General features: G+C 44.7%; 22 protein-coding genes and 2 tRNA genes. 19 read left to right on the top strand and 5 right to left on the bottom strand.

The window, feature by feature from the left end:
- Positions 1 to 22: 22 nt before the first annotated feature.
- Positions 23 to 1024: a porin gene (locus OCV12_RS13115; RefSeq protein ID WP_261884837.1), complete on the bottom strand. Its 1002-nt coding sequence runs from the start codon at positions 1022 to 1024 to the stop codon at positions 23 to 25.
- Between the two features lie 515 nt (positions 1025 to 1539).
- Between OCV12_RS13115 and greA the strand changes: the two genes are divergently transcribed.
- Positions 1540 to 2013, top strand: coding sequence for a transcription elongation factor GreA (gene greA / locus OCV12_RS13110; protein ID WP_017633277.1), 474 nt, complete (start codon positions 1540 to 1542; stop codon positions 2011 to 2013).
- Between the two features lie 123 nt (positions 2014 to 2136).
- On the opposite strand, the gene yhbY is transcribed toward greA, so the two are convergent.
- Complete coding sequence (yhbY, locus tag OCV12_RS13105; protein WP_004738252.1) at positions 2137 to 2433, bottom strand: ribosome assembly RNA-binding protein YhbY; 297 nt, start codon at positions 2431 to 2433, stop codon at positions 2137 to 2139.
- 114 nt (positions 2434 to 2547) lie between these two features.
- On the opposite strand from yhbY, the gene rlmE reads away from it, so the two are divergent.
- From rlmE to OCV12_RS13015, 18 genes are all read left to right on the top strand, one after another.
- Positions 2548 to 3177, top strand: a complete 630-nt coding sequence (rlmE, locus tag OCV12_RS13100; RefSeq protein ID WP_017633278.1) for a 23S rRNA (uridine(2552)-2'-O)-methyltransferase RlmE — start codon at positions 2548 to 2550, stop codon at positions 3175 to 3177.
- A gap of 107 nt (positions 3178 to 3284) precedes the next feature.
- Positions 3285 to 5252 carry an ATP-dependent zinc metalloprotease FtsH gene (gene ftsH, locus OCV12_RS13095; protein WP_261884836.1) on the top strand — a complete coding sequence of 656 codons (1968 nt, stop codon included), beginning with the start codon at positions 3285 to 3287 and terminating at the stop codon, positions 5250 to 5252.
- A gap of 89 nt (positions 5253 to 5341) precedes the next feature.
- Positions 5342 to 6172 (top strand): dihydropteroate synthase, encoded by an 831-nt coding sequence (gene folP, locus OCV12_RS13090; protein ID WP_261884835.1) that lies wholly within the window; start codon positions 5342 to 5344, stop codon positions 6170 to 6172.
- Between the two features lie 20 nt (positions 6173 to 6192).
- Complete coding sequence (gene glmM, locus OCV12_RS13085; protein ID WP_176680394.1) at positions 6193 to 7533, top strand: phosphoglucosamine mutase; 1341 nt, start codon at positions 6193 to 6195, stop codon at positions 7531 to 7533.
- A 294-nt stretch (positions 7534 to 7827) separates the two neighbouring features.
- Entirely contained in the window at positions 7828 to 8160 is a 333-nt protein-coding gene (gene secG / locus OCV12_RS13080; RefSeq protein ID WP_017633282.1) for a preprotein translocase subunit SecG, read from the top strand.
- A 16-nt stretch (positions 8161 to 8176) separates the two neighbouring features.
- Positions 8177 to 8261, top strand: a tRNA-Leu gene (locus OCV12_RS13075).
- Between the two features lie 53 nt (positions 8262 to 8314).
- Positions 8315 to 8391, top strand: a tRNA-Met gene (locus OCV12_RS13070).
- 234 nt (positions 8392 to 8625) lie between these two features.
- Positions 8626 to 9081 carry a ribosome maturation factor RimP gene (gene rimP, locus OCV12_RS13065; protein ID WP_004738265.1) on the top strand — a complete coding sequence of 152 codons (456 nt, stop codon included), beginning with the start codon at positions 8626 to 8628 and terminating at the stop codon, positions 9079 to 9081.
- A gap of 35 nt (positions 9082 to 9116) precedes the next feature.
- Positions 9117 to 10604, top strand: coding sequence for a transcription termination factor NusA (nusA, locus tag OCV12_RS13060; RefSeq protein ID WP_017633283.1), 1488 nt, complete (start codon positions 9117 to 9119; stop codon positions 10602 to 10604).
- A 22-nt stretch (positions 10605 to 10626) separates the two neighbouring features.
- Complete coding sequence (gene infB, locus OCV12_RS13055; RefSeq protein ID WP_176680393.1) at positions 10627 to 13317, top strand: translation initiation factor IF-2; 2691 nt, start codon at positions 10627 to 10629, stop codon at positions 13315 to 13317.
- Between the two features lie 134 nt (positions 13318 to 13451).
- Entirely contained in the window at positions 13452 to 13865 is a 414-nt protein-coding gene (gene rbfA, locus OCV12_RS13050) for a 30S ribosome-binding factor RbfA (RefSeq protein WP_017633284.1), read from the top strand.
- Entirely contained in the window at positions 13865 to 14824 is a 960-nt protein-coding gene (truB, locus tag OCV12_RS13045; RefSeq protein ID WP_261884834.1) for a tRNA pseudouridine(55) synthase TruB, read from the top strand. Before rbfA ends, truB begins: the two co-directional genes overlap by 1 nt.
- 211 nt (positions 14825 to 15035) lie before the next feature.
- Positions 15036 to 15305 carry a 30S ribosomal protein S15 gene (gene rpsO / locus OCV12_RS13040; RefSeq protein ID WP_004728948.1) on the top strand — a complete coding sequence of 90 codons (270 nt, stop codon included), beginning with the start codon at positions 15036 to 15038 and terminating at the stop codon, positions 15303 to 15305.
- 352 nt (positions 15306 to 15657) lie between these two features.
- Positions 15658 to 17778: a polyribonucleotide nucleotidyltransferase gene (pnp, locus tag OCV12_RS13035; RefSeq protein WP_017633285.1), complete on the top strand. Its 2121-nt coding sequence runs from the start codon at positions 15658 to 15660 to the stop codon at positions 17776 to 17778.
- A gap of 124 nt (positions 17779 to 17902) precedes the next feature.
- The gene (gene nlpI / locus OCV12_RS13030; protein ID WP_017633286.1) at positions 17903 to 18826 is read left to right on the top strand and encodes a lipoprotein NlpI; all 924 of its coding nucleotides are present in this window, start codon (positions 17903 to 17905) and stop codon (positions 18824 to 18826) included.
- Positions 18827 to 18980: 154 nt separating this feature from the next.
- Entirely contained in the window at positions 18981 to 19388 is a 408-nt protein-coding gene (locus tag OCV12_RS13025; protein ID WP_026084112.1) for a MarR family winged helix-turn-helix transcriptional regulator, read from the top strand.
- Positions 19389 to 19477: 89 nt separating this feature from the next.
- A complete protein-coding gene (locus OCV12_RS13020; protein WP_261884833.1) occupies positions 19478 to 20815 on the top strand; it encodes an MATE family efflux transporter in 1338 nt (445 codons plus the stop codon).
- A 117-nt stretch (positions 20816 to 20932) separates the two neighbouring features.
- The gene (locus OCV12_RS13015; RefSeq protein WP_261884832.1) at positions 20933 to 21946 is read left to right on the top strand and encodes an IS110 family RNA-guided transposase; all 1014 of its coding nucleotides are present in this window, start codon (positions 20933 to 20935) and stop codon (positions 21944 to 21946) included.
- A 271-nt stretch (positions 21947 to 22217) separates the two neighbouring features.
- Here OCV12_RS13015 and OCV12_RS13010 read toward each other — a convergent pair whose 3' ends face one another.
- The 3 genes from OCV12_RS13010 to OCV12_RS13000 form a co-directional block, all read right to left on the bottom strand.
- A complete protein-coding gene (locus tag OCV12_RS13010; RefSeq protein ID WP_017059237.1) occupies positions 22218 to 23096 on the bottom strand; it encodes a U32 family peptidase in 879 nt (292 codons plus the stop codon).
- 18 nt (positions 23097 to 23114) lie between these two features.
- Entirely contained in the window at positions 23115 to 24128 is a 1014-nt protein-coding gene (gene ubiU / locus OCV12_RS13005; protein ID WP_017629625.1) for a ubiquinone anaerobic biosynthesis protein UbiU, read from the bottom strand.
- A 180-nt stretch (positions 24129 to 24308) separates the two neighbouring features.
- On the bottom strand, positions 24309 to 26348 hold the full coding sequence (locus OCV12_RS13000) for a bifunctional diguanylate cyclase/phosphodiesterase (RefSeq protein ID WP_017629626.1): 2040 nt from the start codon (positions 26346 to 26348) through the stop codon (positions 24309 to 24311).
- Positions 26349 to 26482: the final 134 nt, after the last annotated feature.

The following is a 26482-nucleotide window of genomic DNA, read 5'->3' as shown; positions in this document are numbered from 1 at the left end:
AAACAGAGTGTTTGTTAACGCATTAGAATGCGTATTTTAGACCTAGACGCATAGTATCTTCGCCTTCAGTTTTAACACCTTGAGCATTTGATACGCTATCAAGGTTGTTCAGTTGGTAAGCAACGTAAGCATTTAGGTTGTTGTTAAATGCATAGTCACCTGTGATTTCGAAGAAATCACTCTTATCCTGAGATTTACCTAGTAGGTTATCTTCTTCAGTTTTTTGGTATGCACCCATTAGAGTGAAGCCGTTACCAAAACCGTAAGTAGCTGCGAATTCCATACCGTTGAAGTCAGAGTTGGATTTGTCGTCTGCTTCACCAGTAGTGTATGTACCTGCTAGGTATAGAGAGTCAAGCGTGTAGTTCACACCAGCGATGATAGCGTTACCAGTACCTGCGTTCTCACCGTTGTCACCTGCTGAGTAACCAAGACCGAAGCCTAGGCCCATAGGAAGAGTGTAGATAGCAGATACACCGTAAGCATCAGTGTCTTTATCTTCGCCTGCAACTAAACTTGCTTTCACTGTTAGAGCGTCAAATTCGCCAGTGTAAAGGATTGTGTTGTTGATTTGCTCGTTACCAGCGCTGATGAATTCTTTTTGAGCACCAGTAAATGTCGTTACGTCAGACATTTGAGAGATTTGTACTGCTGCTGTATCTTGGCGACCGAAAGAAACGGCACCGAACTCACCTTGAAGACCTGCAAACATGTAACGCTGTTTGAAAGTATCGTTAGCGTCATTGTCGCTAGAAGAGTTTACTGTTTGTTCTGCTTCGTAGAAACCAAAGCCGCTTAGTGATTCGTTGATTTCTGTAGTACCACCAACGTTAAGACGGAAACGGCTGTTGTTAGCCATAGTGCCTTCGATTTCTTCACCACCGTTACCAATGAAATCACCACGGAATTCCGCGCGACCACCAACGTTTAGTTCTGTGCCATCTTGGCTGTATACGTTAGCTGCATTTGCGCCAGCTGATACTGTTGCTGCTACTGCTAGAGCGATCAGAGTCTTGTTATTCATGTTATTAATTCCTAATTACTGTCCATAAAGGTATTTATCAAGGATTTGAATCCTTTTTGTGTATTGCTCGTATTAATCAAGCTTCATAATCATGCTTAGAACAAAAGCGTGAAACTTGCCAGAGCAATTCATGGGGTACTTTTTACCTCTAAAGTTCCATTGCCAGTTAGTAAAATGATATCAATAAAAATAGTGAACACTGTTTTATTATATTTACTGTTATTTAAGTAGTTGTTTTTATGTTGTTTTTATAAAAGTGTGATCTGTGTTTATTTGGTTTGTTTTTGTTTTTTTTAGGTATTTTATCGCAGACTTATTGATGGGTAGGTTATTATTCATTTTTGTGATGTCTGTAATTTAGACCTAGATAAAGCTTTTATAACGCAAAGTGGAATAAAGGTGATTTAGCTATCAAGTTTGTTTACACTAAGCCAAATCGTTTTGTTTCTATCACCCAATAAATATGTTGGGTGGATTTATGTTGGCCAAAGAAAGCTTTGGCATAGAGGTAAAAAATGGAAAAGGTTCCAATGACAGTACGTGGCGCTCAGCAGCTACGTGATGAATTAGATCGCCTACTTAAGCTGCGCCCTATTATTTCAGCAGCTATTGGTGAAGCACGTGAACTGGGTGACTTGAAAGAGAACGCAGAATACCACGCGGCTCGTGAAGAGCAGGGTATCTGTGAAGCTCAAATTCGAGATATCGAATACAAGCTATCACTTGCTCAGATCATCGATGTAACTCAGATGGATAACACAGGTAAGATTATCTTCGGTACGACAGTGACTTTGATTGATGTGGATACGGATGAAGAATTCCGCTACCAAATCGTTTCTGAAGACGAAGCTGACATCAAGACTGGCCGTATTTCTGTGAAATCACCAATTGCTCGCGGTCTTATCGGTAAGATGGAAGGCGACGAAGTAATGATCTCTACCCCTGGTGGTGACAAAGACTTCGAGATCGACAAAGTAGAATATATCTAATTGAATTTTCTTTGTTTCTGATAAGTAAAAAGGTCGCTTAATGCGACCTTTTTCGTTTCTCACGCTACACTAAAAGATAAGCGCTGAGGCTTTCTCTTGGTGAAGTTAGCTTATATTAAGCTTTTATTTACGTGGAATCTCGATTTTACGTGCTTCTGACTGACGGAACAGTACTAGAACTTTACCGATAGTCTGTACTTTTTCAGCTTTAGTTTCACGTACAATTGCATCGATAATCAGTTGCTTAGTCTCACGGTCTTCTGATGCAACTTTAATCTTGATCAGTTCGTGGTGGTCTAGAGCTAATTCGATTTCCGCTAGAACAGCTTCAGTAAGTCCATTTGCGCCCATTAGCACTACAGGTTTTAAACTGTGAGCTAGGCCCTTTAGATGCTGCTTTTGTTTGGTACTTAGGTTCATTACGCGGCCAATTTTCTTTACTATTAGGGTTGAAAAAACCTATTTTAACGCCATCTAAAGCTGAAGACTATAATTTATTCAGCAATTAGTACTTTCCTCCAATTTAGGTATCCAATGAGCAAACAGAAACACTCGGCCAGTTCAGGCCGTTGGTTGAAGGAACACTTCGACGACAAGTATGCAAACGAAGCAAGAAAGAAAGGCTATCGTTCACGTGCTTATTTCAAAATGGAAGAGATTCAAACGAAAGATAAATTGCTGTCTCCTGGGATGACCATTGTGGATTTAGGTGCAGCGCCTGGCGGTTGGTCTCAATATGCTGCTAAGATTGTTGGAGACAACGGACAAATCATTGCGTGTGACTTGTTACCAATGGATCCGATCGCTGGCGTTAGCTTCTTACAAGGCGATTTTCGTGAAGACGCTGTGCTAGAAGCTCTATTGGAACGTATACAACCAAACATGGTTGATGTAGTGATGTCAGATATGGCGCCTAATATAGCAGGCAACAATTCTGTGGATCAGCCAAGAGCTATGTATTTAGTTGAATTAGCTTTGGATATGTGTCGACAAGTTCTAGCTACCAATGGTAGTTTTGTTGTAAAAGTATTCCAAGGCGAAGGCTTTGACCAATATGTTAAAGACGTCCGTGAGATGTTTAAAACAGTCAAAGTTAGAAAACCCGACTCTTCTCGTGCTCGATCTCGTGAAGTGTTCATCGTAGCCACTGGTTACAAAGGTTAACGATTCTCTTCCAAGAGTGAGAGTTAACAACATGGCTACAGGTTACAAACTGTAGTACCCTACCTTTAATTACAATTAGTTATCGAGAGGCTTACACCTTGAGTGACATGGCAAAAAATTTAATTCTGTGGCTTGTTATCGCGGTAGTGTTGATGTCGGTATTCCAGAGCTTCGGCCCTGGGGAAAGTAACGGCAGAGCAGTAGATTACACCACGTTTGTACAGGAAGTTGGCCAAGGCCAGATTCAAGACGCACAGTTCAATAACAGCGAAATCACTTTCACACGTCGTGGTGGTGGTTCTAAGTATGTAACTTACATGCCTGTTTATGACCAAAAGCTACTTGATGACTTAATTAATCAAAACGTAAAAGTTCAGGGTACACCACCTGAAGAGCAGAGCCTGCTTGGCACTATCTTCATCTCTTGGTTCCCAATGATCTTACTGATTGGTGTGTGGATTTTCTTCATGCGTCAAATGCAAGGCGGTGGCGGCGGTAAAGGCGCTATGTCTTTCGGTAAGAGTAAAGCTCGAATGATGAGCGAAGAACAAATCAAAACGTTGTTTGCGGATGTTGCTGGTTGTGACGAAGCAAAAGAAGACGTGAAAGAGCTTGTTGATTACCTTCGTGACCCAAGTCGTTTCCAAAAGCTAGGTGGTAAGATCCCGACAGGTATCCTGTTGGTTGGTCCTCCTGGTACTGGTAAGACATTGCTTGCAAAAGCGATTGCTGGTGAAGCAAAAGTACCGTTCTTTACTATCTCAGGTTCTGACTTCGTTGAAATGTTTGTTGGTGTTGGTGCATCTCGTGTACGTGACATGTTCGAACAAGCGAAGAAAGCGGCACCTTGTATCATCTTTATCGATGAAATCGATGCTGTAGGTCGTCAACGTGGCGCTGGTGTTGGTGGTGGTCACGATGAGCGTGAGCAAACACTAAACCAAATGCTGGTTGAGATGGATGGTTTCGAAGGTAACGAAGGTATCATTGTTATCGCCGCAACTAACCGTCCAGACGTACTAGACCCAGCGCTACTTCGTCCAGGTCGTTTCGACCGTCAAGTTGTGGTTGGTCTACCTGATGTACGTGGTCGTGAACAGATTCTTAAAGTACACATGCGTAAAGTTCCACTATCTGGTGATGTTGAACCATCTCTGATTGCTCGTGGTACTCCAGGCTTTTCTGGTGCAGACCTTGCAAACCTTGTGAACGAAGCGGCTCTATTTGCTGCTCGTGGTAACAAGCGCAATGTCTCTATGGTTGAGTTTGAACTTGCGAAAGATAAGATCATGATGGGTGCAGAGCGCCGTTCAATGGTTATGTCTGAAGAAGTGAAAGAGTCAACGGCTTACCACGAAGCGGGTCACGCGATTGTTGGTCGTTTGGTACCTGAGCACGATCCAGTGTACAAGGTGTCAATCATTCCACGTGGTCGTGCACTTGGTGTGACTATGTACCTACCTGAACAAGACCGCGTAAGCATGTCTCGTCAACATCTAGAATCAATGATTTCTAGCTTGTACGGTGGTCGTCTTGCTGAAGAGCTTATCTACGGTAAAGACAAAGTGTCGACTGGTGCGTCTAACGATATCGAACGTGCAACTGATATTGCTCGTAAGATGGTAACGCAGTGGGGCTTTTCTGAAAAACTGGGGCCTCTTCTTTATGCTGAAGAAGAAGGTGAAGTTTTCCTAGGTCGCGGCATGAGCCAAGCTAAGCATGTTTCTGACGATACAACTAAGCTGATCGATGAAGAAATTCGTATTCTAATCGACCGCAACTACGCTCGAGCGAAGCAAATTCTTGAAGAGAACATGGATATCATGCACTCGATGAAAGATGCGCTAATGAAGTTTGAAACGATCGATGCAGGTCAAATTGACGACTTGATGGAACGTAAAGACGACATTCGTGAGCCAGCTGGTTGGGGTGATCAGGTAAAAGCTGGGCCTGCCAAGGAAGAAGCTAAACCTGAAGCAAAACCAGAAGAAGCTGCAGCCGAACCCAAAGCTGAAGAGTCGAAAGTTGAAGAAGTTAAATCTGAAACAGATGATGCTCAAAACAAAGATTCTTAATCGCTAAGTTATAAATTAAAACCCTGAGTACGCTCAGGGTTTTTCTGTTTATAGCCCAAGATGTTTTTACCTTTTAAGACCCGCCTTTCATGATATTAAAAGCACACAATAAAACACTCATTTTAGACCGCCCACATGTAATGGGTATTCTCAATGTCACGCCTGATTCTTTCTCAGATGGCGGAAAATTCAATTCACTAGACAATGCCTTACTGCAAGTAGAGCGTATGATTCAAGCTGGCGTGAGCATTATTGATATTGGTGGTGAATCGACTCGTCCCGGTGCTCCTGACGTTTCCCTTGAGGAAGAGTTAGCTCGAGTTATCCCTGTGATTGAAGCGATTCGCGCTAAGTTTGATGTTTGGATCTCTATTGATACCAGTAAAGCGGAAGTGATGCGCCAAGCAGTTGAAGCAGGTGCAGATTTGATCAATGATGTGCGCGCGTTACAAGAGCCCGGAGCTTTAGAAGCTGCCGCTGATGCGAATGTTCCGGTTTGCCTGATGCACATGAAAGGTCAGCCAAGAACCATGCAAGCAAATCCTAGTTACGACGATGTTCTAATGGATGTTGAAGCTTTCTTACAAGAAAGGGTTGAAGCTTGTGAGGCGGTTGGTATCTCAAAAGAACAGCTGATTCTAGACCCAGGTTTTGGTTTTGGTAAAACCATCGAGCACAATTACCACCTATTATCGCACCTTGAGAAGTTTCATACGTTGGGCTTGCCTGTTTTGGCGGGGATGTCGAGAAAATCGATGATCTTTAAGCTACTAGACAAGGCGCCTGCAGATTGCATGGTAGCAAGTGTGACTTGCGCGACCATTGCAGCAATGAAAGGTGCACAAATTATTCGCGTTCACGATGTCGAAGATACATTGGAAGCGATGAAGATAATCGAAGTGATGAATAACAATCACTAATCATAATTAAGGAAATCAACATGTCTGATAAAAGACGTTACTTCGGCACAGATGGTGTGCGTGGCAAAGTAGGCCAGTACCCGATTACACCTGATTTTGTTCTGAAGCTTGGCTGGGCTGCGGGTCGTGTTCTTGCGAAACAGGGCACAAAGAAAGTGATCATTGGTAAAGATACTCGTATCTCAGGTTACATGCTTGAATCAGCTTTAGAAGCTGGTCTTGCTGCTGCTGGCCTTCAAGCTACATTTACTGGCCCAATGCCAACACCTGCAGTTGCATACCTAACACAGACATTCCGCGCAGAAGCGGGGATTGTTATCTCTGCATCGCATAACCCTTATTACGATAACGGCATCAAGTTTTTCTCTTCTGAAGGTACAAAGCTTCCAGACGATATCGAGCTAGCAATTGAGGCTGAGCTTGATAAAGACATTGAGTGTGTTGATTCTTCTGAGCTAGGTAAAGCTGTACGTTTAAACGATGCGGCTGGTCGTTACATTGAATTCTGTAAGAGCACGTTCCCAAATCAGATGACGCTTGCTGGTATGAAGATTGTTGTCGATTGTGCGCACGGTGCAACTTATCATATCGCTCCTGCGGTATTTAAAGAGTTGGGCGCTGAAGTGATTGCTATGGGCGTTGAGCCAAACGGCACTAACATCAACCATGAAGTTGGCGCAACCGATGTGCGCGCTCTGCAAGCTAAAGTGGTTGAAGAGAAAGCTGCGCTAGGCCTTGGCTTTGATGGCGACGGTGACCGTATCATCATGGTCGACGAGCTAGGCAACAAAGTTGATGGTGACCAAATCGCTTACATCATTGCACGCGATGCATTGCGTCGTGGTGAGCTGAAAGGTGGTGTTGTTGGTACACTAATGACCAACCTTGGCATGGAAAACGGCCTTAAGCAGTTAGGTATTCCATTTGTGCGTGCTGCTGTTGGTGACCGTTACGTGATGGAACAACTTCTAGCTAAAGGTTGGAAGATCGGTGCTGAAAACTCGGGTCACGTTATCCTATTAGATAAAGTGACAACTGGTGATGCTATCGTTGCTGCGCTGCAAGTTTTGGCTTCGGTTGTAGACAGTGAAATGACACTGAACGAGCTTTCGCAAGGTATGACTCTATACCCTCAGGTTCTGGAAAACGTTCGTTTCAGCGGCGATTCAAATCCTCTAGAAGCAGAAGCAGTGAAAGCAGCGGTTGTTGAAGTGGAAGCTGAGCTTGGTGAAAAAGGTCGTGTGCTATTACGTAAATCTGGTACTGAGCCATTGCTACGTGTGATGGTTGAAGGTGAAGATGCCGATCTCGTTCAAGCATCTGCACTTAAGATTGCTGATGCAGTAAAAGCAAACTGCTAATTTAACCTTTTACTGAATAGGCGTAGTGAGTAGCGCCTGTGATTTGAAGTGATTGACTTATATAAAGGTCAAGAGATATAACGGTCAAAAGAGACGTAAATGAGTTTTGTGTCGCTTTTGACCTTTTTTTGACCATTCACTTGGTAAAGGCTTATTTTTTAGCAAATTCTCCTTGTCAGCCATCGTCGCATTCGCTAGTATTGCTCGGCCTTCAGTTAGGAGGTCGCTAGCCTTGTTCTTAAAAATAGTTTTTTGAACGGCGCTGGCTCAACAATTAGGAACATAGGTGGAAAAATGTTTACAGTTCTACTTGTGATTTACCTGTTGGCAGCGCTTGGTGTAATTGGCCTAGTGTTGATTCAACAAGGTAAAGGCGCAGATATGGGAGCCTCTTTCGGTGCTGGCGCTTCAAACACTGTGTTTGGTGCTGGTGGCTCAGGAAATTTCCTTACCCGAATGACTGCAATTTTTGCAACTACATTTTTTATCCTTAGCTTAGTGCTTGGTAATATGTCTACACATAAGACTGAGTCACAGTGGATTGACCCGACCCAAGGTCAGGTAATTCAGCAAGCTGATGATGCAGTGAGTGAAGTTCCATCGCAAGGCGATGAAATTCCACAATAATCTGTAAAGATTTGATGCCGAGATGGTGAAATTGGTAGACACGCTAGCATGAGGTGCTAGTGCCTTAGGGTGTGAGGGTTCGAGTCCCTCTCTCGGCACCATGTTTACAAACTTGTAAAACATCTTGTTGGGCGTATAATGCTCGCAAGTCGGACGCGGGATGGAGCAGCTTGGTAGCTCGTCGGGCTCATAACCCGAAGGTCGTCGGTTCAAATCCGGCTCCCGCAACCAATTTCAATGCTATTATATAGCTTGTATTGGTAGCAAGTTTGCACAGTGTGAACCTCACTGTGAGTTAAGTGCGATATCGAATGTGATGGCACTTAGCATATAAGGGTCCAGCAACAAAAACCCCGGCTTATACGGGGTTTTTTGTTATCTAAGCATTTGTAAATGTATTTAGATAATGTTTGCTTGGAATTTAAATTGGGCTTTGAGCCCTTTTTTTGTTTCTGGAGTGGTTAAATGACTGGTTTAGAAAGACAACTTACTGAAATGCTTGACGCTCCAGTAGCAGCATCAGGTTATGAGTTAGTTGGATTAGAATTTATTCGTGCTGGTGAGCACTCAACGCTACGTATTTACATCGATTCACCAAACGGTATCAATGTAGATGATTGCGCTGAAGTTAGTCACCAAGTAAGTGCCGTAATGGACGTTGAAGATCCAATTTCAGTGGCTTATAACCTTGAAGTGTCTTCACCAGGTTTAGAGAGACCACTGTTCAAAGCAGAGCATTACCAACAATTTATTGGTCACGAGGTAAGCATCGTTTTGAAAATGGCTGTCGGCAACCGTCGTAAATGGAAAGGTGATATCCAATCTATTGAAGGCGAGACAGTAAAAGTATTGGTTGAAGGACAAGAAGAAGAATTCGTCCTGAGCAATATTGCGAAAGCGAACCTGATCCCTAAATTTTAGTTCTCCTAGAGAGAAGAGCTTAAGAGGCTAGATTAATGAACAAAGAAATTTTGGCGGTAGTAGAAGCTGTTTCTAACGAGAAAGCAGTTCCTCGTGAGCGTATTTTTGAAGCGCTTGAAATCGCGCTTGCAACAGCAACTAAAAAGAAAAGCGAACTAGAAATTGAAGTTCGTGTTGAAATCGACCGTAAAACGGGTGATTTTGAAACTTTCCGTCGCTGGGAAGCTGTTGAAGAAGTTGAGTTCCCAACGAAAGAGATCTCTCTTGAAGCTGCAAAGTACGATGATCCAGAGATCGAACTTGGCGGTTTCATCGAAGACGACATCGAATCAGTTACATTTGACCGTATTACGACTCAAACAGCTAAGCAAGTTATCGTACAGAAAGTACGTGAAGCTGAGCGTGCTCAAATCGTTGAACAGTTCATCGACAACGAAGGTGAGCTAGTAACGGGTGTTGTTAAGAAAGTTAACCGTGACACTATTATCCTAGACCTAGGTAACAACGCTGAAGCGGTAATCCTTCGTGATGACCAACTTCCTCGTGAAAACTTCCGTCCAGGTGACCGTGTTCGTGGTCTTCTATACGCAGTTAAGCCTGAAGCTCGTGGTTTCCAGCTATTCATTACTCGCTCTAAGCCTGAAATGCTTGCTGAACTATTCCGCGTTGAAGTACCTGAGATTGGCGAAGAGCTAATTGAACTTAAAGGTGCTGCACGTGACGCTGGTTCTCGTGCTAAAATCGCTGTGAAAACAAACGACAAGCGTATTGACCCTGTTGGTGCGTGTGTTGGTATGCGTGGTGCACGTGTACAAGCTGTTTCTGGTGAGCTTGGCGGCGAGCGTATCGATATCGTACTTTGGGACGATAACCCGGCTCAGTTCGTAATCAACGCAATGGCTCCTGCTGATGTTGCTTCTATCATCGTTGATGAAGATGCACACTCTATGGATATCGCTGTTGAAGCGGATAACCTAGCACAAGCTATCGGCCGTAGCGGTCAAAACGTACGTCTAGCGTCTCAACTGACTGGTTGGGAACTGAACGTAATGACGGTTGAAGATCTTCAGAAGAAACACCAAGAAGAAGCAGTTGCTTCTATTGAAAACTTCATGAAGCACCTAGACATCGAAGAAGACTTTGCTCAACTGCTTGTTGAAGAAGGTTTCTCTACACTAGAAGAAGTGGCTTACGTACCAGTAAACGAACTTCTTGAAGTAGATGGCCTAGACGAAGGCATCGTTGAAGAACTTCGTAGCCGTGCTAAAGATGCACTAACGACTCTAGCACTAGCGAAAGAAGAAACTTTCGACGGTGTTGAGCCTGCTGAGGACTTGCTAGCACTTGAAGGCCTAGAACGTGAAATGGCTTACAAACTGGCAGCTAAAGGCGTGGCAACATTGGAAGACCTAGCTGACCAAGGCGTTGATGAACTAGAAGGCATTGAAGACCTAACTGCAGAGCGTGCGGGCGAGCTAATTATGGCTGCGCGTAACATCTGTTGGTTCGGCGACGAAGAATAATTCAGCAAGGAGAGAAAGCGGTATGACACAATTAACAGTTAAAGCACTGAGTGAAGAGATTGGTACGCCAGTTGACCGCTTAATTGAACAACTTGCTGATGCAGGCATGAAGAAATCAGGGTCGGATCAAGTAACTGATTCAGAGAAGCAAACATTGCTAACGCACCTTAAAAAGGAGCATGGCGATACTTCTGGTGAAGCAGAGCCGACTCGTTTAACTCTTCAACGCAAGACCCGCAGCACGCTAAGTGTTGCCGCTGGAGGCGGTAAGAGTAAGGATGTTCAAGTAGAGGTACGTAAAAAACGTACTTACGTGAAGCGCAGCGCTATTGAAGACGAAGCGAAACGTGAAGCTGAGGATGCAGCATCACGTGAAGCGGAAGAGAAAGCACGTCAAGAAGCTGAAGAGCTTGCGAAACGTGAAGCTGCAGAGAAAGCACAGCGCGAAGCTGATGAGAAAGCAAAACGTGAAGCGGATGCAAAACGTGATGCTGAAGAAAAAGCTCAACGCGCACAAGCTGAAAAGGCTAAAAAAGACATGAATTCAAAAAATGCAGACGCTAACGCACAAGCGAAAAAAGAAGCGGATGAACTAAAAGCTCGTCAAGAGCAAGAAGCAACTCGTAAAGCAGAAGCTGAAGCAGCTAAGCTTGTAGAGGAAGCTCGTAAGCTAGCTGAAGAAAACGAAGCTCGCTGGACTGAAGAAGAGAAGAAGAAGAAAGAGCAAGAGAAGTCTGCGGACTACCACGTGACTACTTCTACTTACGCGCGTGAAGCTGAAGATGCAGCGGATCAGAAAGAAGAAAAAGCGCCTCGTCGTCGTAAAAAGAAAGCAGCTCCAGCTAACCAACCTGGCAACAACCGTGGTGGTCGTAACCAACGTGGTCGTGGCGCTAAAGGTAAGCTTGCGAAACCAACTTCAATGCAGCAAGGCTTCGATAAGTCAGCAACTGTTGCTAAATCTGACGTTGCTATCGGCGAGACTATCGTTGTTTCTGAACTGGCTAGCAAAATGTCAGTTAAAGCAACTGAAGTTATCAAAGTAATGATGAAGATGGGCGCTATGGCGACTATCAACCAAGTGATCGACCAAGAAACAGCACAACTTGTTGCTGAAGAAATGGGTCACAAGGTAATCCTACGTAAAGAAAACGAACTTGAAGAAGCAGTACTAGCTGACCGTGATAGCGATGCAATCGCTGAAGGTCGTGCTCCTGTTGTTACTATCATGGGTCACGTTGACCACGGTAAAACTTCAACACTGGATTACATTCGTAAAGCACACGTTGCTTCTGGCGAAGCTGGCGGTATCACGCAGCACATCGGTGCTTACCACGTAGATACTGACAACGGCATGATCACTTTCCTTGATACTCCTGGACACGCGGCGTTTACTGCTATGCGTGCTCGTGGTGCTCAAGCAACAGATATCGTTGTACTAGTAGTTGCAGCAGATGATGGCGTAATGCCACAAACAATCGAAGCAATCCAGCACGCGAAAGCGGCAGGCGTTCCTCTGATTGTTGCTGTGAACAAGATCGATAAAGAGGGTGCAAACCCAGACAACGTTAAGAATGAGCTAGCTCAATACGACGTAATCCCTGAGGAATGGGGCGGTGAGAACATGTTCGTTCACATCTCTGCTAAACAGGGTACAAACATCGATGGTCTTCTAGAAGCTATCCTTCTTCAGTCTGAAGTTCTTGAACTAACAGCTGTTAAAGAAGGCATGGCGTCTGGTGTTGTTGTTGAATCTCGCCTTGATAAAGGTCGCGGTCCAGTTGCAACAGTACTAGTACAGTCTGGTACTCTAAACAAAGGCGACATCGTTCTTTGTGGTCAGGAATACGGCCGTGTTCGTGCAATGCGCGATGAAAACGGTAAAGAAGTAACTACAGCGGGTCCTTCTATCCCTGTAGAGATTCTAGGTCTATCTGGCGTTCCTGCTTCTGGTGATGAAGCAACTGTTGTTCGTGACGAGCGTAAAGCACGTGAAGTAGCGAACTACCGTCAAGGTAAATTCCGTGATGTTAAACTAGCTCGTCAACAGAAAGCTAAACTAGAAAACATGTTCGCGAACATGGCTGCTGGTGAAGTTGCTGAACTGAACGTAGTACTAAAAGCTGACGTTCAAGGTTCTGTAGAAGCAATCGCTGATTCTCTACTGAAACTATCAACTGACGAAGTTAAAGTGAATATCGTAGGTTCTGGTGTTGGTGGTATTACTGAAACTGATGCAACACTTGCAGCAGCTTCTAACGCTATCATCCTTGGTTTCAACGTTCGTGCTGACGCAACTGCGCGTAACACGGTTCAGAACGAAAACCTAGATCTACGTTACTACTCAATCATTTACCAACTGATCGACGAAGTTAAACAGGCAATGGGCGGTATGCTTGCTCCTGAATTCCGTCAAGAGATCATTGGTCTTGCTCAAGTTCGTGACGTATTTAAGTCGCCTAAACTTGGTGCAATCGCCGGTTGTATCGTTACTGAAGGTACGATTAAGCGTAGCAACCCAATTCGTGTACTTCGTGAAAACGTTGTTATCTACGAAGGTGAGCTAGAGTCACTTCGTCGCTTTAAAGACGATGTTCAAGAAGTTAAGAATGGTTACGAGTGTGGTGTTGGCGTTAAGAACTACAACGACGTACGCGTTGGTGACCAGATCGAAGTATTCGAAATCGTTGAGGTTCAACGTACTCTAGACTAATCAGTCTGTACGACTCGACATATTGACTAAGGTTACTAACATTACTAATAAAGGTAATAAGTAATCGGTTGTTGAATACACCATGGGGGGCTGGTAATTACCAAGCCCCCCATCTTTCTAAGTGAGAAAAGAAAATGTCAAAAGAATTTAGCCGCACACAGCGTGTGTCTCAGCAGCTTCAAAAAGAGCTAGCACTTATCCTACAACGTGAAGTTCGTGACTCACGTATCGGTATGGTAACCATCTCAGACGTAGAAGTGTCTCGTGACCTTGCTTACGCAAAAGTATTCGTTACTTTCCTATGTATTGGCGAGCAAACACCTGAATCATGTCTTGCTGCTCTTAAAGAGCACGAAGTGCCAATCCGTATGGCGCTAGGCAAGCGTATTCGTCACCGTCTAACGCCTGAAGTTCGTTTTACTTACGACAACACACTAGTAGAAGGCATGCGTATGTCTAACCTAGTAAGTGAAGTTCTAAACGATGATAAGCGTAAGCAACAAGAAGCTGGCCGTACTGACGAAACTCAGTCTAAGGGCGAAGAGTAATGGCTCGCCGTCGTAAAGGTCGCCCTATTAACGGGGTAATTCTGTTAGATAAGCCAACAGGCATTTCGTCTAATGATGCACTGCAAAAAGTAAAGCGTATTTACTTTGCAGAGAAGGCAGGGCACACTGGTGCTCTGGATCCTCTTGCGACTGGCATGCTGCCAATTTGTCTTGGTGAAGCAACGAAGTTCTCTCAGTTTCTTTTAGATTCTGATAAGCGCTACGTAGTGATCGCTAAGCTTGGTGAGCGTACCAATACCTCTGACTCAGATGGTGAAGTGGTAGAGACACGTGATGTAAACGTGACTCAAGAACAACTTGAGCGTTGTATCGAAACCTTCAAAGGTGAAACTGACCAGATCCCTTCAATGTTTTCTGCATTGAAATATCAAGGTAAGCCTTTGTATGAATACGCCCGTGCAGGTATTGAGGTTCCTCGTGAGTCTCGTAAGATCACTGTGTACTCTATTGAGCTGCTTCGCTTTGAAGGCGATGAAGTGGAGATGGAAGTGCATTGTTCAAAAGGTACTTACATCCGCACAATCACCGACGATCTTGGTGAGATGCTAGGTTGTGGTGCTCACGTGACTATGCTTCGTCGTACAGGCGTAGCAAAGTACCCTTACGAGCGTATGGTAACCTTGGAACAACTGAACGAGATTTTAGAGCAAGCCCAGGCGCAAGAAATTGCACCGAAAGAGCTGCTTGATCCACTGTTGATGCCAATGGATACAGCCGTTGAAGACCTGCCAGAAGTTAATTTGAACGCGGAACTGACTGACTTAGTTCAGCACGGTATGCCTGTTCAAGTTGCTGGTGCCCCAACGGAAGGTACGGTTCGCATGACAAGCGGTGAAGAGAAACTGTTTGTTGGCGTTGCTCAAATTGCTGAAGATGGCCGAGTAGCACCGAAACGTTTGGTTGTTTTCAGAGATGAAGAACCACAAGTGAGTGCTTAAATCGAGTGAGATATTCGTGCTGAGTCGTTAAATACGAGCAAATAAGACAGAAAGCGGACGCCTAATTTAGGCGGTTCGCTTTTTTCGTTTTTAAGGCGTTCGATTGTTATTGCACCAACTGGCAAACTTCCCTATAATCCTCGGCTCGCGTAGCGGCTGAATCAGAGATTGGCTGCTACAAATATTAAACTACTCTTATCAGGAGAGAATTATGTCTCTGAATGCAGAAACTAAAGCAGCAATCGTTGCAGAATACGCACGCGCTGAAGGCGATACTGGTTCACCAGAAGTACAAGTAGCACTACTAACTGCTTCTATCAACCACCTTCAAGGCCACTTCAAAGCACACAAAGGCGATCACCACAGCCGTCGTGGTCTTCTACGTATGGTTTCTAGCCGTCGTAAGCTTCTTGACTACCTGAAAGGTAAAGACCTTTCTCGTTACCAAGATCTAATCAAGCGCCTAGGCCTACGTCGCTAATAGCGATGTCTGCAAAGACTGTTTGAAGAAAAGGAGCATTTATTGCTCCTTTTTTTGTGCCTGAAAGACAGAGTTTGAAGTAATTCACGGAGCTTTTTCAGCGCGAAAATATCCCTGTATATAAAAATAGTTTATACTATGCCTCGCCTGTACAGCTATCTGTATAGGTATTATACGACCCAGAAGTTACAGTCACAGATGTCGGCCAATAGGTCGCGACTATTCAAAGTGGATGCTCGTTGTATTTTTGATATAACGAATCAATTCCGTCTGCTTTGACTAGTCGCGATTGGTGATTTTTGGGTTCCAACTTACTGACTCTAAAGAGCACTCTTTAGATAAAGGAAATACAATGTTTGAGAAACCAGTTGTAAAAACGTTTCAGTACGGTAACCACACAGTTACTCTAGAAACTGGCGTTATTGCTCGTCAAGCTACTGCAGCAGTTATGGTAACAATGGACGATACTTCAGTATTCGTATCTGTTGTTGGTAAAAAAGAAGCGGTAGAAGGTCAAGACTTCTTCCCTCTAACAGTTAACTACCAAGAGCGTACATACGCTGCTGGTAAAATCCCAGGTGGCTTCTTCAAGCGTGAAGGTCGTCCATCTGAAGGCGAAACACTAACGGCTCGTCTAATCGACCGTCCAATTCGTCCTCTTTTCCCTGATTCATTCAAGAACGAAGTTCAAGTTATCGCTACAGTAATGTCTGTAAACCCAGACGTTCAACCTGATATGGTAACAATGATCGGTACTTCAGCAGCTCTTGCTATCTCTGGTATCCCGTTCAACGGTCCAATCGGTGCTGCACGCGTAGGTCACATCGACGGTCAACTTGTTCTTAACCCAAGCACAACTGAACTTGAAACTTCTAAACTAGACCTAGTGGTTTCTGGTACTGAAGGCGCGGTTCTTATGGTTGAATCTGAAGCTGACAACCTAACTGAAGAAGAAATGCTTTCTGCAGTTGTTTTCGGTCACGATCAACAACAAGTTGTTATCAACGCTATCAACGAGTTCGCAGCAGAAGTTGCTACTCCAGCGTGGAACTGGGAAGCACCAGTAGTAAACACTGAGCTTAAAGCTCGTGTTGCTGAGCTTGCAGAAGCTCGTCTATCTGACGCTTACCAAATCACTGAAAAAATGGCTCGTTACGAGCAAGTTGGCGCAATCAAGAACGACGTTGTTGAAGCACTACTAGCTCAAGACGAAGAACTAAACGAGCGCGAAATCCGCGGCATGCTTGGTTCTCTAGAGAAAAACGTTGTACGTAGCCGCATAATCGCTGGCAACCCACGTATCGACGGTCGTGAAAAAGACATGGTTCGTGCACTAGACGTGCGTACTGGTGTTCTTCCACGTACACACGGTTCTTCTCTATTCACTCGTGGTGAAACTCAAGCTATCGTTACTGCTACTCTTGGCACACAACGTGACGCTCAAATCATCGATGAGCTGACAGGCGAGCGTAAAGACAACTTCCTACTACACTACAACTTCCCTCCATACTGCGTTGGCGAAACTGGTTTTGTAGGTTCTCCTAAGCGTCGTGAAATCGGCCACGGTAAGCTAGCTAAGCGTGGTATCGCTGCAGTAATGCCTTCTGTTGATGAGTTCCCATACACAGTTCGTGTTGTATCGGAAATCACTGAATCTAACGGTTCTTCTTCAATGGCTTCTGTATGTGGTACATCTCTAGCTCTTATGGATGCTGGTGTTCCAATCAAGTCTTCTGTTGCGGGTATCGCAATGGGTCTTGTTAAAGAAGGCGACGACTTCGTTGTTCTTTCTGACATCCTTGGCGACGAAGATCACCTAGGTGACATGGACTTTAAAGTAGCAGGTACTAACGAAGGTATCACTGCTCTTCAAATGGACATCAAGATCGAAGGTATCACTAAAGAGATCATGCAAATTGCTCTTAACCAAGCGCAAGGTGCACGTAAGCACATCCTTTCTGTAATGGATGAAGCTATCTCTGGTGCTCGTGAAGATATCTCTGAATTCGCTCCACGTATCCACACAATGAAAATCAGCTCTGATAAGATCAAAGATGTTATCGGTAAAGGCGGCGCAGTTATTCGTGCTCTTTGTGAAGAAACGGGTACTACAATCGAAATCGAAGACGATGGCACAATCAAGATTGCTGCGACTGAAGGCGCAGCTGCTAAAGAAGCTATCCGTCGTATCGAAGAGATCACAGCTGAAGTTGAAGTTGGCCGCATTTACCAAGGTAAAGTTGCTCGTCTAGCTGACTTCGGTGCATTCGTAACTATCCTTCCAGGTAAAGATGGTCTAGTACACATCTCTCAAATCGCTGACAAGCGCGTTGAGAAAGTGTCTGACTACCTAACTGAAGGTCAAGAAGTGCCAGTTAAGGTTCTTGAAATTGACCGTCAAGGCCGTGTACGTCTAAGCATGAAAGAAGCAGTTGAAACGCCAGCTGAAGGCGAAGCACCTGCTGCTGAGTAATTCTCAGTGTGTCGATGGTGATATCGCTTTTTAGTGATTTCTAACCTATCGTCAACAAAGCATGTTATAAAGGGGAGCATATCGCTCCCCTTTTTTATTGCGGTCATAACAGGAGTAATTATTTGTGAAATGGTTTCAAACCGCGAGTATGTGTTTACTGCTTGTACTAACTGGTTGTGCAACAACATCAGATAACGCCTCACGTTGGGTTTATCCACCAATGGCTGTGCCACTGCAACCAAGCGTTCAGCAAGAAGTTCAAATTGCACGCCTTAGTCAGTTATTGCAGCGCCCAGATTTGAACGATGAAGTTAGAGCTAAGATGCTGTTTGAACGTGGTAACTACTACGACAGTGTTGGTCTGCGTGACTTAGCGCGCCTCGACTTCAATCAATCTCTTTCATTGAACCCTGCTCAACCTGATATCTTCAATCTTTTGGGTGTTTACTTTACGCAGGTAGGGGAGTTTGATGCGGCTTACGAGTCTTTTGATTCTACGCTAGAGCTTGATCCTGCAAACTCTTATGCAGAAAGAAACCGCTCAATTGCTCTCTACTATGGCGAACGTTACGACTTAGCTAATGAAGAGATGATGAAGCATTACGCCGATGATCCTAGCGATCCGTTTCGTGCTCTATGGTTGTACATCATTCAGCATGAACTCACGCCAGAACAAGCTAAGCTTGATTTACAAAAGCGTTACGAAAGCCGTGATGAGCAGTGGGGATGGGTGTTAGTTGCTATCATGCTTGATGACATTACCGAAGAACAGGCTTTCAAGGCGATCTTAACCGGTACTCGTGACAACACGTTACTTGCACAGCGTCTAACAGAGACTTACTTCTACCTAGCGAAGCGTTACCACATGAATGGTGACTACGCGAATGCGATCTCTTTGTATAAGCTGTCAGTGTCTTTCAACGTGTATGAATACGTAGAGCACCGATACTCTTTCTTAGAGTTAAGCCGTATCTTCACTACGCTTAAAGCCGAACATCTAGCTCAAGCTAAATTGGCAGAGGCTGAAGAAGAAGCTAACGCTCGATAAGCAATACACTATGAATATTAAGAAGCCGCTGCCTGTCAGCGGCTTTTTTATGACTATTTTTTATGGTCTTCATCTCGTTTTGATTGCTTTTTATTTAAACAATATTAAAATAGTTAGCCTTGCTAACTAAATGCTATTCTTTGATTAGGTGAGTATGCTAAACCAGAATTTAGAAAAGATTGAGCGCTTCGCCTCTAAGATATGGCGTACTCAGGTGAATGAAGATCCTATCTGCCAATTGAGCTTCAACGAGTATGATTATCTGAAGGTCATACAGGCTTCACCAGAGCCAATTCGATTGACCGACCTTGCCATTGAAATGCAGGTGACTAAGCCTTCAGCGACCACTATGGTTCAAAGGCTTGAGAGAAAAGGCTTGGTTGAACGCAAGGCGTCACTTGAAGATGCAAGGTCCAAGTTAGTCGTATTGACCAACAAAGCGGAGTTGGGTTTAGAAGAAGAGAGCAAGATCTACCAAGTGATGGCTCAAATACTAGAAAGCCGTTTATCAGAGCAAGAGTCTAAGCAACTGAACCTATTATTAGACAAAGCCTTGAAGTAAATAATTTAGATATTTAGTTAGCCTTGTTAACTAATTTTTCGAGTCATATCTCGTAGATATGCGACTCGCAAATGAAAGTAGAGTAAGAAATGAGTAACTCAATTAGTCGTCAATTTTGGCGATACACAATCCCTACCGTGGCGGCGATGTTGGTGAATGGCCTGTACCAAGTGGTGGATGGTATTTTCATTGGCCGCTATGTTGGCGCTGATGGACTCGCGGGTATTAACGTCGCGTGGCCTGTGATTGGTTCGATTCTCGGTATTGGTATGCTGGTGGGCGTAGGTACAGGTGCGCTTGTTTCGATCCGCCAAGGTGAAAAAGACACTCAAGGTGCTAAGCAGATCTTGGCGACCGGTCTAACCTTGCTACTGGCGATAACGCCGGTTGTTTCAGCGTTACTGTATCTGTTTGCCGACAACTTCCTGCTTTGGCAGGGGGCTGAAGGGCGTGTGTACGAACTTGGCCTGCAATATTTACACATCCTGATTGGTGCTAGCGTCTTCACTTTGGGTTCTATCGCGATGCCGTTCCTACTGCGTAACGATGACAGCCCGAACTTAGCCACAATACTGATGATTGTCGGTGCGGTGATTAATATCGTTCTGGACTACCTGTTTATCGCTCAGTTTGGTTGGGAGTTGATGGGGGCGGCACTAGCCACAGCCATTGCACAATTTGTGGTAACAGGTCTGGGTTTGGCTTACTTCTTCTCACGTCGAGCAAACTTACGCTTACGTTGGAATGAGTTGCGACTGAAGCTCTCGGTTATCCCACAGATCTTCGCTATTGGTACATCAAGCTTCTTTATGTACGCCTATGGTTCGATGATGGTGGCATTGCACAATGCGTTGTTCTCTCAATATGGCGACCAGTTGATGATTGGTGCTTACGCTATCTTGGGCTACATCGTGACGGTTTATTACCTCACGGCTGAAGGTATCGCCAACGGTATGCAACCATTAGTGAGTTACAACCATGGTGCGCGTAACCAAGCGAATATTCGTAAGTTACTTAAGATTGCGATGCTGAGTTCAGTATTGATTGGTGTGGCGTTTGTGTTGCTTCTCAACGCGTTCCCACGTGAGTTTGTGTCAGTCTTTAACTCTGACGAACCACAGCTAGTAGAGTACACCGTGTTGGGTATTCGACTACACATGTTTGCATTGGCGCTTGATGGTTTCTTAGTGGTTGCGGGGGCTTATTACCAAGCGGTAAATAAGGGCAGCAAGGCGATGTTTGTGACGATAGGCAATATGCTTATCCAACTGCCTTTCTTGTACATCATGCCGAAGTTGTACGGTGTGCCGGGGATCTGGATTGCGTACCCACTGTCTAACATTGCGTTAAGTGTGGTGGTGATGGTGATGCTCTACAAAGACGTAAAGAAGCTCGATGCTTCACCGATGGAAACAGTGACGGCATAGGTCGCTTTTGTTAAGTCGAACTAAAAAGGTCTAGCGAACGCTAGACCTTAATTATATGGTCCGCCTCACTCTCAAGCCCTTAAGCTTAGAGTAGGCTCTCAGAATGAGGTGAACCATATGTCTTCTATTCATATTTTAGGTATCGACCTAGGTAAACATTGCTTCCATGCTATCGCACATAACCGTTGTGGAGTGGAGGTGCTTCGTCGTAAATTTAATCGTAACCAACTCTTAATCTTTCTTAGTAAAATAGAACCAACAACTATTGCTTTCGAAGCCTGTGGCGGTGCTCATTGGCTTGCTCGAAAGTGTAGTGAGTTTGGTCATCAACCCCGACTTATTCCTCCTCAGTATGTAAAGCCTTATGTCAAAGGCAATAAAAACGATTTCATCGATGCTTCAGCGATCGCAGAGGCTGCGGGTCGACCGACCATGAGGTTTGTAGCTGTAAAAAGTGAAGAGGCTCAAGTCATCGCAGCGATTCATCGAGTCAGAGATAGTTATATCAAGGAGAGAACTGCCACTATGTCGCGGATCGGCGCGATCTTACTTGAGTTCGGCCTTAGCTTTCCCAAAGGGCATGCAAAGATGAAGTCTCTGTTTCAATGGTTAGCTGAACAAACCGTCTCATTACCAAAAAGCTTGCTATGTGAATTGATATCTATCCACGAACATTACAAGTACCTTAATGAACAAATCAAAACTCAAGATAACAAGCTTCAAACTATTGTTAATAACAATGAAAGTGCTCAATTATTAAAAACTATCCCTGGAATTGGCGATCTTACCTCCACATTGTGTATAGCCGATGTAAGCTCTCCGAATAACTTTACCAATGGCCGTGAGATGGCGGCTTGGTTGGGGCTTGTGCCAAGGCAATTCTCAACGGGAGGAAAGACCAAACTACTTGGTATGAGTAAACGAGGGAATAAACACCTCAGAACTCTGTTTGTCCATGGGGCAAGGGCTGTACTCTCTAGACTAGAGACGACAGGGAAAGTGTTCGGAGAGTGGCTTGCGAACCTACGAGCCACCAAACCATTTAATGTAGTGGTAGTCGCATTAGCCAACAAGCTAGTGAGGATAGCTTGGGCGGTGTTATACCACCGCCAAGCTTTTAAGGCTGTTTAGCTATAACCAAGTTTGCAACGCCAATGAACGTGATGACAAAAACGGTCAATCGGCCAGATTAAGAACCTGACACAAAAAATAGCAATCAATGCTTTGGGCTTTTTAAGGATAATCTGGCGCGGATATCATCGTGGAGCTGGGAAGCTAGTGCTCCCAACAAGGACTCCGAATACATTAGCGCAAACCAACTCCGTTATTACTTAATTGTAGTTGCAATAACGGGGCGGACCATACATTTTTGTATCTATTGCTGATAGGTTTAATTATCGAACTAGATGTTTTTTACGTCTAAACCTGCAAGTTGATGCCAGTAACCATTACATTGGCGGCTTTCAATCTTCATCGGTTTTTGACCTTGTTCGTTAGCTCTGAAGTTATTAATTTCAGAGAAGGTATCGATGCCGAGCGGGCTTAAACGAACCACATCAACCAAGTCGTGCATGTTGGGTAAATCATTCACTAGGTTGTAGCAGTAACCCGATTGGGTCTGGATACCATTAAGGTTGAATACCGATTGGCCTTCTTGGCTCTCGACCTGTAATCCGGTTGGGTACTTAATACAGCAGGTTTCGCAATCGTCTTTCGCTTTGTTCTCTGCGCGAGCCGTAAAGCAGCGTGCTGAGTAAGCAAGAGGCAAGTAACCGTGGCTAAATACTTCGACTTCGAACTTGTTACGAATATTGAGCTCTTCACACTGTGTCATGACGTTGCTTAGCCATTCACGAGAAAGCTCAACCGGCATACACCAACGTGTCATACCTTGCTTCAAGAACAGGTTCAGCGTGCGCGCGTTGTATGTGTTTACTGCTGGGCCGACAACGAAAGGTACTTTGCTTTCGCTTGCCAGTTGAATAGCTGACACGTCGTTTGCCTCAATCGCGAAGTCACCGTTATCAATGTACTTCTTCATGATGTTGACTTCGCTTGGCGCTTCCAGCAATGCCATGGTCGACAGCACCACTTGCTTACCTGAAGCTGACAGTTCTTTAGCGATGTCCATCCAGTGTTTCGCTTTCATCTCACGACGCTTTGAACACACGGCTTCACCGAGGTAGATGATATCAGCAGAGCTTGATTTCGCTTGCTCATAGAAGCTTTCAACGTCTTGTTTTGGCCAGAAATAAAGTAGAGGGCCTAATGCGTATTTCATTGAGTTCTCCATTTGGCTCTATTGCCATTTACGGTGATAAGCGCCAAGCGTGGTTTGTGTACCTTCCGATACATTCGCCAGTGTCGCATTCCAAGCTTGTTCTACTTGGTACTGTTCAGGATTTGCTAAGTAGCGGTCGATGGCTGCGCGCCAAGTACGAGTCACTTGTTCTACATAAGCAGGGCTACGCTGACGACCTTCAATCTTCACTGAAGCAACATTTGCGGCGAACAACTCAGGAAGCATTGATAACGTGTTAAGGCTAGTCGGCTCTTCAAGTGCGTGGTAGCGCTTGCGTTCACCGTCGATCTCTGCTTCAAAGCGACCTTTACACAGCGTTGGGTAGCCAGCGTTCTCACCTGCTTCATACTTATCGATAAGGATTTCATTCAAGCGAGACTCTAAACCTGTCTCTGTTTCTTGCCAGCGAACGTATTTCGCAGGAGAGCAAGCACCCACTGTATTTGGTGATTCACCTGTCATGTATGAAGAGAGGTAGCAACGACCTTCTGCCATGATACACAAACTACCGAAAGCGAATACTTCAAGGTCAACGTCAGAAGTGATGTTGCGAGAAAGCTGTTTGACCTGATGAATCGATAATACACGCGGTAATACGACACGCTTAACGTTGAAGTTTTTATGGTAGAAGTCGATAGCAGCGGCATTGGTCGCTGATGCTTGTACTGATAAGTGCAGTTCAAGGTCTGGATACTTGTTGGCAGCATATTCGAGTACTGCGATGTCTGCGATGATCAGCGCATCGACACCTAGTGCAGCTGCGTTGTCTACCGCATTAGTCCAGCGTTCGAAGCCATTTGGGTGAGCAAACGTATTTAAGGCAACATGAATTTTCTTGTTGCGGTCATGCACATACTGCACAGCACGATCGAGCTTTTTACCCGCAAAGTTTAGGCCTGCAAAGTGTCGGGCATTGGTATCGTCTTTGAATCCGATATAGACAGCATCCGCACCGCAATCAATGGCGGTTTTCAAAGCAGGTAAGTTACCCGCTGGGCATAAGAGTTCCATTTGCTCACTACCAGTAGAATTAAGTTGAAGCGAGCATTTTATGAAGAATTGTGAATGACGGAATTGATGTAAGGCAGGTTTAGATGGATAAATCTGCTTTTACTCCGTTTGAGGTACTGACGAGCGGTGGTTTTGTGTATTGCTTTAGCTTGAAAGGAGGTGTGTATTCGAATCGTCTAATCAGTTTTTATGACGTCGGTTTTGTGCGAACAGCTCTTCAACATCTTGTTTTGGTTGCGGGCGATAGAAGTGGAAGCCTTGAATGGAGCTACAGTTGAGGTTCGACAGCAGCGTCGCTTGCTCACTGGTTTCGACACCTTCTGCAACCACGGTTAAATCGAGAGATTTACCCAGATTGATGATGTTTTCAATCACAGTGATTTGCTTTGGCAGAGTATCGATATCCGAGATGAAAGCACGGTCGATCTTAAGCTCATCAATTGGGAAGCGAGCAAGGTAAGACAGAGAAGAATAACCGGTACCGAAATCATCAATCGATAGGGCGAAGCCGAGTTTCTTGATGGCGTTGAGCATTTGCAGCGTGTGTTCACTGTCACTCATCACTGCACTTTCTGTCAGCTCAAACGTAATTGCACTTGGGTCTAGCTCTGTCGAACGCAGCAGCTTTTCCATGTAATCAATCAGCTTTGGATTACCAAACTGTTCTGGTGAAAGGTTGATCGCCACACGACCAGGCAGGATCCCCTGCATCTTCCAGCGTTTAACTGTTGCGAATACTTCACGCATCACCACGCGACCAAGCTGCTCGATAAGACCGGCACGTTCTGCAACTGGGATGAAGGCGGCAGGGCTGATGTAGCCTTCTACTGGGTGCTTCCAACGAACTAGAGCTTCTGCCCCGTTGATGGTGAAGTCACGGGCGTTTACTTTTGGTTGGTACCAAACCTCGAGTCCGTTTTGTTGCAGCGCCTTCTGAAGTTCTATCTCAAGCCACAGTCGCATACGGGCTTCTTTGTTCATCTGTTCGTTGAACTTGATCAGGCGATTACGCCCACGATCTTTCGCCTCATACATTGCAGTGTCGGCATTTTGTAGCAAGATGCGAGCATCCGTACCATCTTGAGGAAAGCTTACACTACCAATAGAGCAGGCTAAGCGTTTACTAAAGTGGTGAAGATCGAAGGGTTGGTTGATCAAGGAAATGATCTTTTCAGCGAGCATTTCAGGTGTTCGTTGATGTTCAGGCTCTGGCAGAATAATACCAAATTCATCACCACCTAAATGACCGATAACGGCTTGACGAGGCAGCAAGCGTTTTAAGCGAGAAGCGACCTCTTTAATCACCTTGTCACCGATATGATGACCCAGTGAGTCATTGATATTTTTAAAGTTATCAATGTCTAAGTAGAGCATGACAACAGGCGTGTCGTTGTGAATGAACTGCTCAAGGCGCTTGGTAAACCCAACTCGGTTGTAGAGCTTGGTTAACGCGTCGATGTAAGCATCTTCACTGTTTGCCGGAGTGTATTGTTTTGCGGTTTCTTGCGCGTCTTGGATAAGCACAAGCTGGGTGCTACTGCCGAGAATGGCTGTTGAGTCGATGTTGAGTTGAACCTTACGTTCAAAGCCACATCGGGCGCCCGTTAAGCAAACCAAACCAGACTCAGAAATAATAGAACTCAGGCTATTATTGAAGACTGTTTTGGTTTGTTCATCGATAAATAAGCGGCCTAACTCTTCGCCAATCAGCTCTGTGGTGGAATTGAAACCAAGCAGTCGAGCTGCAGCTGGGTTGGATGATAAGATGTAGTCGTTCTCAACCAACAGTAATCCGTCTGGGAGTAGGTGAGAGAGTTTATGGAACTTTGCTTCGGACTCTTCTAAAGAACGGACAAGGACTTGGTTTTCAGATGTATCGAAGGCATGAAAGACGATGTAGTCAGTTTTGTTGCCGTTTGCTAGAGGGGATAAGCTGAAATGAAGGCTGGTATCGAGGTCAGTTTCGTTGAGAGTAACTTCGGCCTCAATTGTTTCGCCATTGAAGGCACGCTCATAGTAAGGCTTAAGATGTTGGTAGAATTGCTCGCCTAAGGTTTGGCGGTCATTCATGCCTGCAAGCTCTGTTTGGCTCAAACCAGCAATATCGCAGTAACGCTCATTCACCATAAAATAGTTATGTTGAGCATCAAGTACTGCAAAAAAGAACGGACTATTTGCAGTTAGCTGGGTAAACCAATGTTGTAGTTGCTGGGGAGGCATCAAAGTACTACCAATTCTCCAAGAGCTTGAATATTCACTATCGATAAATATTTATTACTTTTTGTGTGGTTATCGATATTTACCTGTGAGTGCAGCGATCCGCTGTAATTCTCATTACCTGAGTTACTATAACT

Source organism: Vibrio pomeroyi, assembly GCF_024347595.1.
In the GTDB taxonomy this organism is placed as follows: Bacteria; Pseudomonadota; Gammaproteobacteria; order Enterobacterales; family Vibrionaceae; genus Vibrio; species Vibrio pomeroyi.
Note: the sequence above shows the minus strand (reverse complement) of the source record. Positions and strands in the feature narration are given on the sequence as shown.

Excerpts from the sequence above, each read along its gene's own strand:
- yhbY (WP_004738252.1), bottom strand. The coding sequence starts at position 2,433 with ATGAACCTAAGTACCAAACAAAAGCAGCATCTAAAGGGCCTAGCTCAC.
- greA (WP_017633277.1), top strand. The coding sequence starts at position 1,540 with ATGGAAAAGGTTCCAATGACAGTACGTGGCGCTCAGCAGCTACGTGAT.
- rpsO (WP_004728948.1), top strand. The coding sequence starts at position 15,036 with ATGTCTCTGAATGCAGAAACTAAAGCAGCAATCGTTGCAGAATACGCA.
- nusA (WP_017633283.1), top strand. The coding sequence starts at position 9,117 with ATGAACAAAGAAATTTTGGCGGTAGTAGAAGCTGTTTCTAACGAGAAA.
- pnp (WP_017633285.1), top strand. The coding sequence starts at position 15,658 with ATGTTTGAGAAACCAGTTGTAAAAACGTTTCAGTACGGTAACCACACA.
- OCV12_RS13000 (WP_017629626.1), bottom strand. The coding sequence starts at position 26,348 with ATGCCTCCCCAGCAACTACAACATTGGTTTACCCAGCTAACTGCAAAT.
- rimP (WP_004738265.1), top strand. The coding sequence starts at position 8,626 with ATGACTGGTTTAGAAAGACAACTTACTGAAATGCTTGACGCTCCAGTA.
- secG (WP_017633282.1), top strand. The coding sequence starts at position 7,828 with ATGTTTACAGTTCTACTTGTGATTTACCTGTTGGCAGCGCTTGGTGTA.
- ftsH (WP_261884836.1), top strand. The coding sequence starts at position 3,285 with ATGGCAAAAAATTTAATTCTGTGGCTTGTTATCGCGGTAGTGTTGATG.
- OCV12_RS13020 (WP_261884833.1), top strand. The coding sequence starts at position 19,478 with ATGAGTAACTCAATTAGTCGTCAATTTTGGCGATACACAATCCCTACC.
- ubiU (WP_017629625.1), bottom strand. The coding sequence starts at position 24,128 with ATGGAACTCTTATGCCCAGCGGGTAACTTACCTGCTTTGAAAACCGCC.
- infB (WP_176680393.1), top strand. The coding sequence starts at position 10,627 with ATGACACAATTAACAGTTAAAGCACTGAGTGAAGAGATTGGTACGCCA.
- rlmE (WP_017633278.1), top strand. The coding sequence starts at position 2,548 with ATGAGCAAACAGAAACACTCGGCCAGTTCAGGCCGTTGGTTGAAGGAA.
- truB (WP_261884834.1), top strand. The coding sequence starts at position 13,865 with ATGGCTCGCCGTCGTAAAGGTCGCCCTATTAACGGGGTAATTCTGTTA.
- OCV12_RS13010 (WP_017059237.1), bottom strand. The coding sequence starts at position 23,096 with ATGAAATACGCATTAGGCCCTCTACTTTATTTCTGGCCAAAACAAGAC.
- OCV12_RS13115 (WP_261884837.1), bottom strand. The coding sequence starts at position 1,024 with ATGAATAACAAGACTCTGATCGCTCTAGCAGTAGCAGCAACAGTATCA.
- OCV12_RS13015 (WP_261884832.1), top strand. The coding sequence starts at position 20,933 with ATGTCTTCTATTCATATTTTAGGTATCGACCTAGGTAAACATTGCTTC.
- glmM (WP_176680394.1), top strand. The coding sequence starts at position 6,193 with ATGTCTGATAAAAGACGTTACTTCGGCACAGATGGTGTGCGTGGCAAA.
- rbfA (WP_017633284.1), top strand. The coding sequence starts at position 13,452 with ATGTCAAAAGAATTTAGCCGCACACAGCGTGTGTCTCAGCAGCTTCAA.
- OCV12_RS13025 (WP_026084112.1), top strand. The coding sequence starts at position 18,981 with ATGCTAAACCAGAATTTAGAAAAGATTGAGCGCTTCGCCTCTAAGATA.
- folP (WP_261884835.1), top strand. The coding sequence starts at position 5,342 with ATGATATTAAAAGCACACAATAAAACACTCATTTTAGACCGCCCACAT.